At 71.5% G+C, this 12,056-nt stretch carries 8 protein-coding genes; 3 read left to right on the plus strand and 5 right to left on the minus strand.

Features of this window, described 5'->3' with window-relative positions; translation table 11 throughout:
* Positions 1 to 268: 268 nt before the first annotated feature.
* Both EAO77_RS30160 and EAO77_RS30165 read left to right on the plus strand, forming a co-directional pair.
* Positions 269 to 1,699 (plus strand): pre-peptidase C-terminal domain-containing protein, encoded by a 1,431-nt coding sequence (locus EAO77_RS30160; RefSeq protein WP_187283478.1) that lies wholly within the window; start codon positions 269 to 271, stop codon positions 1,697 to 1,699.
* Between the two features lie 185 nt (positions 1,700 to 1,884).
* Positions 1,885 to 2,508, plus strand: a complete 624-nt coding sequence (locus tag EAO77_RS30165) for a DUF6000 family protein (protein WP_147991505.1) — start codon at positions 1,885 to 1,887, stop codon at positions 2,506 to 2,508.
* 346 nt (positions 2,509 to 2,854) lie between these two features.
* On the opposite strand, the gene EAO77_RS30175 is transcribed toward EAO77_RS30165, so the two are convergent.
* Positions 2,855 to 6,121: a GH92 family glycosyl hydrolase gene (locus tag EAO77_RS30175; protein ID WP_147991506.1), complete on the minus strand. Its 3,267-nt coding sequence runs from the start codon at positions 6,119 to 6,121 to the stop codon at positions 2,855 to 2,857.
* 558 nt (positions 6,122 to 6,679) lie between these two features.
* Positions 6,680 to 7,102 (minus strand): YjbQ family protein, encoded by a 423-nt coding sequence (locus EAO77_RS30180; protein ID WP_147991507.1) that lies wholly within the window; start codon positions 7,100 to 7,102, stop codon positions 6,680 to 6,682.
* Positions 7,103 to 7,222: 120 nt separating this feature from the next.
* On the opposite strand from EAO77_RS30180, the gene EAO77_RS30185 reads away from it, so the two are divergent.
* Positions 7,223 to 8,362 (plus strand): FAD-dependent oxidoreductase, encoded by a 1,140-nt coding sequence (locus tag EAO77_RS30185; RefSeq protein ID WP_147991508.1) that lies wholly within the window; start codon positions 7,223 to 7,225, stop codon positions 8,360 to 8,362.
* Here the strand turns inward: EAO77_RS30185 and mltG are convergent.
* From mltG to EAO77_RS30200, 3 genes are all read right to left on the minus strand, one after another.
* A complete protein-coding gene (gene mltG / locus EAO77_RS30190) occupies positions 8,325 to 9,185 on the minus strand; it encodes an endolytic transglycosylase MltG (RefSeq protein ID WP_147991509.1) in 861 nt (286 codons plus the stop codon). The two genes, EAO77_RS30185 and mltG, sit on opposite strands and share 38 nt — an antisense overlap.
* 381 nt (positions 9,186 to 9,566) lie before the next feature.
* Positions 9,567 to 10,160, minus strand: coding sequence for a hypothetical protein (locus EAO77_RS30195; protein ID WP_147991510.1), 594 nt, complete (start codon positions 10,158 to 10,160; stop codon positions 9,567 to 9,569).
* On the minus strand, positions 10,157 to 12,056 hold a 1,900-nt coding region (locus EAO77_RS30200; protein ID WP_261994198.1), incomplete at its 5' end, for an ABC transporter ATP-binding protein. The genes EAO77_RS30200 and EAO77_RS30195, both read right to left, overlap by 4 nt.

Here is a 12,056-nt window from a genome sequence, read left to right on the forward strand (position 1 = left end):
GACCGCCAGGCACTGCTGCGACGTTACATAGGAACCCTCTCTCTAACCAGATGTAAGACCCATTACGTTCATGTAACGAGGGCTTCAGCCTCACCGATGCGGCACTTTGAGCCCTTTTGAGGCGCATCCGCGACCCGATTCGCTCCGGCCGACAACCTTCCGGTCTTACATCTTCCGCATCAGAGCCATTACTTGTATGTTCCGCTACCATCCTGCGGCCCTCGCCCGACGGCCGCGGCACCGAGTTCGCCCCTCCCCAGGAGTGCACATGACATACCGCCCCCTCAGGACCCCCGCGGGAGCCGCCGTCGCGCTCATCGCGCTGGCCTCCGTACTGATGGCGCATCAGCCGGCCCACGCGGCGGCCGACAGGATCCGGCTCGGCAGCGCGTCCGACGTCAGCCGCAGCACGTGGAACGGTCCGGCGTTCACGATGAACGGAGCCGGCGGCATCGTGACCGCCTCGATGACGAGGGCCGTCGACGAGATCCGCGGCGGCACCGGCACCCTCGACGTGGTCGTCCTGGCCGGATCGGCGCCGACGTCGGGCAGCAGGACCCCGGAGTGCGACACCATCACGGCGTCGGCCGGGGTCAACTCCTGTACGACGTGGACGCTGACGACGGCGGCCGACGGGGACAACAGCCGGCTGAACACGGACGTCCGCAACGCCGAGTTCGTCTACTTCGCCGGCGGGGACCAGTGCCGCTACGCCGCCTGGAAGGGAACCGCCCTGGAAGCGTCCGTCGAGTCGGTCGTCGCCAAGGGCGGCGGTTCCGGCGGCGGCAGCGCGGGCCACCACATCAACAGCCCGATCGTCTACGACGCCTGCAACGGCAGCGTCACCAGCGCGGAAGCCCTCGCCAACCCCTACGACCGGTACGTCAGCTTCACCACCGGCATGTTCGAATGGGCCCACTACGGAGCCGTCGTCAACGACTCCCACTTCGTGACCCGCGACCGCATGGGCCGCACCATGTCCTTCCTCGCACGCGCCGTGAAGGACGGCCTCGCACCCGGGGGCTCCGCCTGGGGCGTCGGGGTGGAGGAGGGCGGCGGGTCCCTGTTCCTCGACCGCAACGGCATGGCGACGCAGTACGGCGAGGACGCCTACGTCGTCCTCGCCGACCACCAGCCGGAGCAGGCCGTCGACAGGAAGCCGCTCACGTACAGCGGCTTCAAGATCTGGCGCCTGACGCCGGGCTCCACCTTCGACTTCAGGAACCGCCCCACCTGCGGCTACTACCTGCGCAGCGTCACGAACGGCGTGGCGGACGCCAACCTCTACAACGGGACTCCCGTGACCGACTGCGGGAGCCAGGGCGGCGGGTCCACGGTCGCGGAGAGCGAGCCCAACGACACGCGCGACACGGCCGACGACGCCACCGCCCTTGCCTCTCCCGGCAGGCTCACGGGCAGCATGACGTCGAATCGCGACCGCGACTACTTCAAGGTCTCCGCGGCGGCCGGACAGACCGTCTCGGTGAACTGCGCCGTCCCCTCCGCCTACGACGCCGACGTGTACTGGCTCGACGCGAACGGCAGCACCCTGACCCGATCCGTGAACGACGGGGCCGGCGCCGACGAATCCCTGTCGTTCACCAGGACCGCCACCGRGACGGGCACCTACTACCTCGACGCGGAGGCCTACAGCGGCTCCGGTTCGGCCGCCTACACCTGCACCCTCACCAGGAGCTGAGACAGTCGAGTCCCACGGGGCCCCCGCACACGCGACCGGGGGCCCCGCGGAAACCCGCACTGTGCGGCGTCACGGTCCGGCCTCACGCTTCGCTCGTGCGGGTAACCGCTGTCGGCCTCCATCGGCGTCACCCGGTTCCGGGTAAACCGCTGGCAGCTGGGTCCTCGCCGGGCAAGGATGCAGCCATGCGCCATGCCCACACCAACCCCGAGCTCACGGAGCTGGTCCGGCGATTCGTCACGCCCGGCCGGCGGTACCTGTGGCTGGGTGGAAGCCTGCTGCGGTTGAACGGGCCTGAGCGCGACCTGTTCGTGAGGGAGCTGGTCCAGGCTGCCAGGGAGATCACTCCCGCTGAGCTCGGCATCCTCTTCGAAGGTGGCTGGCGAGAGCGCAGGACTGCCTCCTGGCTGGTCGCCGTAGCCAACAGGACGGAGTTCCGCAGCCGCATCGGCGAACTCCTGCTGGCCCACGCAGGCCCCTACGGCGCGGCCTACTGCATCACTCTTGCCACCTTCGGCACCAGCGCGGACGCCGATCTGGTCTGCAGATACCTTGATCGCTACCTGCCTCGACCCGACCTCGTCGATGACCGGAGCTTCGCTCTCGGCACACTGCTTCACCTTGATGCCGTCCTCGGGACCGACAGAGCATCCCGATACCTTGCCGCCGGTGGCCTGTGGCAGCGGTGGACCGCTGCCACGTCGAACGTGGTGGAGGATCCTGAGGAGTACCGGCAGGTCGTGGACCAGCTCTGTTCCTTCGCCGGCGAGTGCACTGAACTCTTTGCCGCAGGGGAAACCGGGCACTGAGCCCTTCATCGGACTGCGCTGCTGTTCTCCGCCCGCCGATCACGCCGGTGTGACATCAGCGGCGGGGCAGGGACGACGCCCCCGGAGTCCGGCCGGGCAGCGACCAGGTCTTCGCCTGCGACGGCGTCCGGGAGAAGCCGGCTTCGTCCTCGAGGACCAGCCGGGCTCCACGGGCCTCCGCCGGTCTTCCGCACGATGCCAGGCGTCGGCCCCTGTCGGACGGTGGGCCGGATGCCGGGCGCGAGCACGCGCAGGGCCCCGGCACTCTCGCCGGGGCCCTGATGAGATGGGCGCGCCGATCCGGGACGGCGGACCGCCGGCCGGGTTCCGGCGGTCCGACGTCCCTCTACACGAGCGTCATCGCGTAGATCTCGACACGGGAGTCGTCCGGCAGCGAGACCGAACGGACCGTCTTGCCCCCGTCGAGCTCAACGGCCGTACCGAAGAGCCGAATGGACGGCCCGTCGACACCGCTGCCCCGCTTGATGCGGTGCGGCATGTCGAGGACGACCGTGCCGCCGTCCGGCGCGGAGCCCGCCCAGTCACCGAACGTCACCGGTGCCTCCGTGCTGCTGCCGTCCGTGTAGTGCACGGTCAGTGTGGTGGTCACGGGACCGTTGTGCGCCGAGCCGACCAGCCGCAGCGCACTGTGCTGTCCGGCGGGCAGCAGGAGGGCCTGCCCGCGTGCTTCGAGGAAGTTGTTCGCCGTGCCGGTGGGGTCCGGCGCGTCGTACGTCACCCCGTCCCAGGTGACCGGCCCCGCCTTCGGCAGCAGGTCGCCGTCATAGCTCCAGCCATGTCCGTCGAAGTCGCCCTCGTCGGAGTTCGCCACCGTGGCCGTGCCGTCGTGGCCGAGGTCCGCGCGCAGGTCCACTGCGCACTGCCCGTTCTCCTCACTCGCGCACGTCGTGGCGGCTCCCACCGCGACAGTGGCCTTGCGGGTGACCGGGTTCGCCCCTCGGCCCTCGACCTTCACCTCCACCGGGTAGGACCCGGCGACGACGCCCGGCGGCACGGTGATGTCGAGTGACACCGTCCGCTGCACCGGAAGGTGTCCGGAATCGATCACCAGGGGTGAACGCGGTGCCGTCGTGGCCTTCCAGCCGCTGGGCACCTTCGCCGTGACCGACACGCTCAGCTTGCCGGGTGCCTGCCCGAGGACGTCCAGCGTGAACTTCGCGGTCTGCGCGGTGTCGCCCGTGGGGACGACCGCCGATGCGGGCCGCAGCGACGCGTCGACGTGCTTGCGGCTGTCGGGGGACGCCTGGTTGACGGAGGGCGGCTGGGCGCCCTTGCCCGTGCCCCATGAGGAGGGGGAGGTCCCGAGCCGGTGGGCCAGCGTTCCGCCGTGCGCGAGCTTGTTCCAGCTCAGCCAGGTCCGGGGTACGTCCCCACCGTTCAGGGCCACGCTCTGCACGTACCGCTTCGTGTCGCTCGCTCCGGGTGCCTCGATCGTCAGCGTGCCGCCCTGGCCCTTGGCGCCGGACGCCTTGGGATAGCTGCCGATCCGGACGGTCGCCGACGCGAACTGCGGGCTGGACAAGGCCAGGAAGTCGCCGCCGCTCATCGTCGGGTAGAGGCCGAGGGAGGAGAAGACGTACCAGGCCGACATGGTGCCCAGGTCGTCGTTCCCCGTCATCCCGTCCGGCCCGTCGGTGAACAGCGTCATCGCCGCACGCACCACGGTCGCGGTCTTCGCCGGGGCGCCGACCCAGTTGTACATGTACGGGGCGTGCAGGTCCGGCTCGTTGTTCGGGTTGTACGTCGGCTTCCCGTAGTAGTCGTACGGCTGGGAGATCCAGTGGTTCCGCGCGGTGCCCGCCGGGTCGGTGAGCAGCTTGTCGTGGCCGAAGAAGGCGTCGAGCCGCTTCTCGGTGGCGCTCCGGCCGCCCATCAGGCCGACGAGACCAGCCGGGTCCTGCGGTACCAGCCACTGGTACTGGTACGCGCCGCCCTCATGGAACTGGTGCGCCGCCTCGACCGGGTCGTAGGGCGTGAGCCAGGTGCCGTCGGCCGCCCGCGGCCGGAACTGCTGGATCGAGGAGTCCCACAGGTTCCGGTACCACTGCCCGCGCGCGGCGAACATCCTGGCGTCCGACGTGTGTCCGAGCCGGTCGGCCATCAGCGCAAGCGACGCATCAGCGGCGGAGTACTCCATCGTCGCCGACGCCGGGTGCTTGCAGTCGTTGTCGCCGCCCTTGTCCGCGCAGTCCTTGCCGAGCTCGAGACCTGACGGGATGTAGCCGCGCTCGGTGTAGTGGTCCGATCCCGAGCGTCCGTTGTACGGCGAGCCGGCGGGCGGGGTGCTGGTCGCGTTCTTCTTCAGCAACGCGTAGGTCTCCGCCTCGTGTCCGGCGAGCAGCCCCTTCGACCACGCCTCTACGAGGAAGGGCGTGACCGGGTCTCCGGTCATGATGTTGGTCTCGCTGTTGGCGAGCGCCCAGCGGGGCAGCCAGCCGCCGTCCCGGCCGGCCGCGACGACCGACAGCGCGACGTCCCGGGCGACCTTCGGCTCCAGCATCTGCAGGAGCTGGTTCTGCGGCCGGTAGGTGTCCCAGAGCGAGAAGTTCTGATACGGCGTGTAGCCCTTTGCCATGTGCGTCTTGTCGTCGAACCCCTGGTACATGCCGTCGACGTCACCGGCCAGGTTCGGGTGCAACTGGCTGTGGTAGAGCGCGGTGTAGAAGGCCTTCTGCCGGTCCGCCGTGCCTCCGCCGACCCGGATGGAATCCAGCTGCTTCTTCCAGGTGTCCTGCAACGCCGCACGCGTGGCGTCGAAGTCGAAGGACTTCCCGGTCTCCGCGGCCAGGTTCTTACGGGCGCCCTCCACGCCGGTGTAGGACAGCCCCACCTTCAGGACGGCGTCCCGGTCGGTGGTCGCGTCGAAGGTCACCCAGGCGCCGTTCCGGCCGCTTCCCTCAGCGTCGCGGGTGCCGGGCTCGGGGTCTGCGCCGTCCCACGTGCCGTAGGCCTGGAAGGGCCGGTCGAAGGTGGCGCTGAAGTACACCGTGTGCTCGTCGTGTCCGGCGCAGAAGCCCCCGGCGTGCACCCGGCCCTCGATGGTGCGGTCACCGACGACGTGCACCTCGGAGTCCAGCACGGACTGGTTGGCCTTGCCCGTGTTGAACAGGACGTTGGCCGAACCGGTGGAGGGGAAGGTGTAGCGCTGCCACCCGGTGCGCTCGGTGGCGGTGAGCTCCGCGTCGACGTCGTACTTCTTCAGCCCCACCCGGTAGTAGCCGGGACTGGCCTGCTCGTCGTCGTGGCTGTACGGGGAGCGGTAGGCGTTCGGGTCCACGGAGTCGACCGCGCCCGTGGTCGGCATGACGGGCAGCTCACCCATGACGCCGCAGCCGACGCCGGACAGGTGCGTCTGGCTGAAGCCGTAGATCGAGTCCTGCTTGTAGTCGTAGCCGCCCTGGCCGCCGGTGTCCGGACTGACCTGGACCATGCCGAACGGCGCGCTCGCCCCGGGGAAGGTGTTGCCGAAGTTCTGGGTTCCGACGAACGGATTGACCAGATCGATCGGTTCCGCGTCCGCGGCGGCGGCGGGCTGGGCGATGCCGACCACTCCACCACTCACGAGTACGGCCGCCATCAGACCGGCTGTCATACCGGAAGCACGGGGACGGAACGGTCTGAAAGCAAACCGCATGGGGAATTTCCCTTCGAGTCCTGACAGGACTGACAACGTTGTCATCCTGTTCCTTGGCACCGTAACCCCCGACCGCCCCGGATGTCACGGGGTCAACAGGAGCCAACTTCCGACGCGTTGCATCGATGCCGGAGTGGGGCGCCGACAAGCGGCCCACCTGTCCTGGCGCGCGGCCCGCGGGGCGGATGCGCCACCCGGTGGCACAGGGGAGGTTCACGTTCGGCCGTCCTGCTCACAGCCGCCGTGCTGCCCTTCGATGCCGCAGTGCGCTGTTGGATGCTCGGTCTCCGGCCCCCGTGAAGGCACCCGCGACGGCAGGTCCGGTGCCCGCCCGGAGCAAGCGTGCCCGCGACGTCGTCCGCTGCGTTGCCGCCCCTCGACTCCGCCGACCTCCGTGAGGACAACCACAGGGCAGCCGCCAAGGTTCGAGGTCACGAAAGTCCTCACCGGCCGACCGGACCCGGCTCTCGTTCGGTGCGGCCGGATACCACTCCTGCGGTGACGCGAGACGCGGCACTATCCGAGGAACGACAATCGCACCGTCCGGTCCGGGTTGTCCTTGTTGGTGTCCACGAGGCAGACCGACTGCCAGGTGCCGAGCTCCAGGCGGCCCGCGATCACGGGCAGGGTCGCGTGGGGCGGGACGAACGCGGGGAGGACGTGGTCGCGCCCGTGGCCGGGGCTGCCGTGGCGGTGCTGCCAGCGGTCGTCGGCGGGAAGCAGTGTGTGCAGGGCGGACAGGAGGTCGTCGTCGCTGCCCGCGCCGGTCTCGATGATCGCGATCCCGGCGGTGGCGTGCGGGACGAAGACGTTGAGGAGTCCGTCGCCGCCCTCCGCCGTGCGGGCGAGGAAGTCCTCGCAGGCGCCGGTCAGGTCGGTGATCCGCTCCGCGGAGCCGGTGCTGAGGTTCAGGGTCGTGGTGGCGAAGTGTCCGGGCATGCGTCCCATCCTCCCGCGCCGGGCGGACGGGCGCCGCCCCGGGGCGGATCGGCTCGGGGCGGGCGCCGCCCCGTAGCCGGACGGGGGAAGATCCGGCGGCCCTCCGGAGTTGGTAGAAGCGTGAACGACTTCGGTGCGCGGGACGTGGACGTGGTGGTCGTGGGCGCGGGGCAGGCGGGCCTGTCCGCCGCCTACCACCTGCGGCGCGCCGGGCTGGTGCCCGGCCAGGACTTCGTCGTGCTCGACCATGCGCCGCGCCCGGGCGGAGCCTGGCAGTTCCGCTGGCCGTCGCTGACCTACGGGAAGGTGCACGGCATGCACGCCCTGCCCGGCATGGAGCTGACGGGCGCGGACGGGGAGCGGCCGTCGTCGGAGGTCATCGGCGAGTACTTCGCCGCCTACGAGGAGCGCTTCGGCCTGCGGGTGCGCCGCCCCGTGGCCGTGCGCGCGGTCCGGGAGGGCGACGGCGGACGGCTGACGGTCGAGACGTCGGACGGCCTCTGGTCGGCCCGCGCGCTGGTGAACGCGACCGGGACCTGGGACCGCCCCTTCTGGCCGCGCTACCCCGGCCAGGAGACCTTCCGCGGACGTCAGCTCCACACCGCCGGCTACCCCGGCCCCGGCGCGTTCGCGGGACAGCGCGTGGTGGTCGTGGGCGGCGGCGCCTCGGGGACCCAGCACCTGATGGAGATCGCGGAGGTGGCCGCCGCGACGACCTGGGTGACGCGCAGGCCGCCCGTGTTCCGGGAGGGCCCCTTCGACGAGGAGGCGGGCCGGGCCGCGGTCGCGCTGGTGGAGGACCGCGTACGGCGCGGACTGCCCCCGCGCAGCGTGGTGTCGGTGACGGGTCTGCCGTTGAACGACGCGGTGCGCCGGGCGCGCGAGAGCGGGGTGCTGGACCGGCTGCCGATGTTCGACCGGATCACGCCGACAGGTGTGGCCTGGGACGACGGCAGGACGGTTGCGGCCGATGTGATCCTGTGGGCCACCGGCTTCCGGGCGGCGGTCGACCATCTCGCGCCGCTGCGGCTGCGGGAGCCGGGCGGCGGCATCCGGCTGGAGGGCACGCGCGCGGCCCGCGACGAGCGGGTGCACCTGGTCGGTTACGGGCCCTCCGCCTCGACGATCGGCGCCAACCGGGCGGGGCGGGCCGCGGTCCGGGAGATCGTCGCGCTGCTGCGCGGGGAGGCGGCGGGCGGAGCCGGCCCGTCCGCGGGCGCGCTCAGCGCTCGCCCCGCTCCTGCTCCCGCCGGGCGTTGAACTCGGCCACGTGGGCACGGTGTTCGGCGTAGTCGGCGGTGAACCGGGTGTCCCCGGGGCCGACGGTGACGAAGTACAGCCAGTCGCCTTCCGGCGGTGACACGACCGCCCGCAATGCCTCCTCGCCCGGGTTGCCGATCGGGGTCGGCGGCAGTCCCCGGCGCCGGTAGGTGTTGTAGGGACTGTCGAGGCGGGTGTCGGCCGTGGTGGTGTCCAGCGTGCTTCGGTCGAGGGCGTAGTTGAGCGTCGAGTCCATCTGGAGCGGCATCCCGGCGGCGAGCCGGTTGCGGACCACTCGGGCCACCCTGCCCATGTCGGCGGCGGTGTCGGCCTCCGCCTGGACGATGCTGGCGATGTTCACGGCCTCGTAGGGGCCGAGGCCCGCGTCGCGCATCCCGGAGGCGAGGGGTTGCGCGGCGAAGCGCTGGTTGGCGGTGTTGACCATGAAACTGAGCAGACTCGCCGGGGTGGTGTCCGCGTCGACGGGATAGGTGGCGGGGAAGAGGTAGCCCTCCGGATTGCCCCGGGCACCGGCCGGCAGGGCGAGCCGGGCGGTGGCGACGGCGCCCCGGGTGGTGCCGGGCGCGCGGGAGAGCGCCTTGTCGACGGCCGCGTAGACCTGACCGGCGCGCCAGCCCTCCGGGACGACCAGGGTCGCCGTCGGCTCGGGCCGGGCGCGCTCCTTCTCCTCCCCCGTCAGCAGGACGGGCAGCAGGACGGCCGTCGCGGTGACGGCCAGGGCGGTCACGACCAGGACCAGACGGCCGCGCCGGGTGAGGCGAGGCCTTCGCCCGGGCCCGCCCGGCGGGAGCTGCTTCGTCATACGGGCACGCTAACCCGGCGGGGCGTTTCGTCCCGGTAGCGAACGCTGTGCGACATGTCGGCAGGGAACAGGCGAACGCTCGCTCGGTTGTTCGCCGGAACAGGTGATCACCGCGGAAATCGTTGCCCGAGGCCCCTGTGTCGTCGGATGCTTACGGTGCGCAAGCGACGGGCTGCAGACCGCGACGGCGCACGTCCCACATCGACATGTGTACAAGGAGATCGAACGTCATGAACCTCATCACCGACCTGCTCGCCGGCCTCATCCACTTCGTCGGCTGGCTCGTCTGACGGACGTTCACGAAAGGCGCCGCCGCTCCCCGTCCCACGGGAGCGGCGGCGCCGCCGTGTGCGGGTGCCGGAGGCCGGAGGAACGGGCGGGTCAGCCGGCGAAGGGCGGCAGGGCGGCGAACTCCGGTGCCACCCGCACCCTGTCGGCGAGTGCGGCGAGTGTGCGCCGCACCCGGCTGAGCGGGTGGTCCGGGAAGCTCTCGTCCCACCGGGCGTGGTCGGCGACGTGGAACGGCAGACCGCCCTGGAGGCCGGGGGCGTAGGGGTGGGGGCGGAAGTAGTCGCCGGGCCCGACCTGGGCCATGACCATCGCCTCGCGCATTCCCGTCGTCCCGCGCTCCGGGGCCTGGACCTTCACCACCGTGCTGCACTCGGCGCGGGGCACGGTGTAGCTGCCGATGAACACCTGGCCGTGGGCCTGGCCCGGCAGCGGGAGCTTCAGTATCTGCCGCAGGGCGGGCAGTTCACCGAGCGGCTTGACCGACGCCTCGATCAGGCCGCCGCCCGCCTCGGCGGTGTACGCGGCGAGGGAGGCCCGCAGCGCGGGGCCGTCGTCGAGGGCCGCCGGCAGGTCCGGCTTCAGACCGAACCAGTGCAGCGACAGGACGTCGCCGTCGTCGTTCGTCCATACGTCGTGGTCGAGGGGCCGGTAGCCGGGCAGGTCGACGCCGAGGAGTGCTCTCATGGGCGGGGATCATGCCCTGCCCCGGCGGCGGATGTCACCGCGGGGGCGCGTCCGCCGTCCGCTGCGCGCGGGCCGGACTCCCCCGCCTCGTGGGCCGGACCGGCGGCGGCCCGCAGGCCGGCGTCGCGGCGGACGAGGGCGGCGTAGCGGCCGTCCCGCTCCAGCAGTTCCTCGTGGGTGCCCCGCTCGGCGACACGGCCGGCGTCGAGGACGACGATCTGGTCCGCGTTGCGGACGGTGGAGAGCCGGTGCGCGATCGTGATGGTCGTGCGGCCCTCGGAGAGGGCGTCGACGGCCTGCTGCACGGCGTGTTCGGTGGCGGTGTCCAGGGCGCTGGTGGCCTCGTCGAGGATGAGCACGGGCGGGTCGCGCAGGATGGTGCGGGCGATGGCGAGGCGCTGCTTCTCGCCGCCGGAGAAGCGGTATCCGCGCTCTCCGACGAGGGTGTCGTACCCGTCGGGGAGGGAGGCGATGTGGTCGTGGATGTGGGCGGCGCGGGCCGCGGCCTCGATCTCCTCGGCGGTGGCGTCGGGCTTGGCGAAACGGAGGTTGTCGGCGACGGAGGCGTGGAAGAGGTACGTCTCCTGGGAGACCACCCCCACGGCGCGCGCGAGGGTGTCGAAGCCGAGGTCGCGGACGTCGACGCCGTCGAGGGTGACGCGGCCGCCGGTGACGTCGTAGAGCCGGGGCACCAGGTAGCCGAGGGTCGACTTGCCCGAGCCGGTGGGGCCGACGACCGCGAGGGAACCGCCGGCGGGCACGGTGATGTCGACCCCGTCGAGGGTCGGCCGGCCCTGGGCGGCGTCGTAGGCGAAGTCGACCGACTCCAGGCGCACATCGCCGGCGATCTTGTCGAGGCGGACGGGCTCGGCGGGCTCGGTGATGTCGACGCGCAGGTCGAGGTACTCGAAGATGCGCTGGAAGAGGGCGAGGGACGTCTGCATCTGGACACCGGTGGAGAGCAGGCTCACGGCCGGCCGGAACAGGCCCTGCTGGAGGGAGACGAAGGCGACCAGTGTGCCGATCGAGATCGCCGGTCCGCCCGTCTGCAGCGCGAGGCCCGCGGCCCAGTAGACGAGGGCCGGCATGGCGGCCATCACGATGCCGATGGTGGCCATGCGCCAGCGGCCGGCCATGCTGGAGCGCACTTCGAGGTCGACCAGACGGTCGGACTCGTCCTCGAACGCCCGGGTGAGGGAGTCGGCACGGCCCATGGTGCGGCCGAGCAGGATGCCGCTGACCGAGAGGGACTCGGTGACGGTCGCGGCCATCGCCGCCATCTGCTTCTGCCGCTGGGTGGTGATCCGCTTGCGCTCGCGCCCCACCCGCCGGCTGATCCAGACGAAGAGCGGCAGCAGGAGCAGCGAGACGACCGTGAGCCGCCAGTCCAGGGCGAGCATCGCGACCACGGTGGCGATCACGGCGGTGAGGTTGGAGACCAGGGAGGTGGCGGTGGAGGTGACCGTCGCCTGCATGCCGCCGATGTCGTTGGCGATGCGGGACTGGACCTCTCCGGTGCGGGTCCTGGTGAAGAAGGCGAGCGGCATCCGCTGGAGCTGCGCGTAGACCGCGGTGCGCAGGTCGTGCATGACGCGCTGGCCCACCGTCGTCGAGATCAGCGTCTGGAGCACGCCGAACACGCCGGACATGAAGGCGGTGGCGATCATACCGAGCGCCAGCAGGCTCAGCAGCCCGGTCCTGCCCTCGGGGATCGCGGTGTCGAGGATCTCGCGCAGCAGGAAGGGCGAGGCCACGGAGACCAGCGAGGAGGCTCCGACGAGCAGGCCCACGACGGCGAGACGGCCGCGGTAGGGACGGAACAGCCGCAGGATGCGCCGGACGTCGGCGGGCGGCTGGTCCGGATCCGCGGGGGGTGGGGTCCAGGTGGGGTGATCG

Origin of the sequence: Streptomyces sp. T39 (genome assembly GCF_008042045.1) — a bacterium.
Lineage (GTDB): Bacteria > Actinomycetota > Actinomycetes > Streptomycetales > Streptomycetaceae > Streptomyces.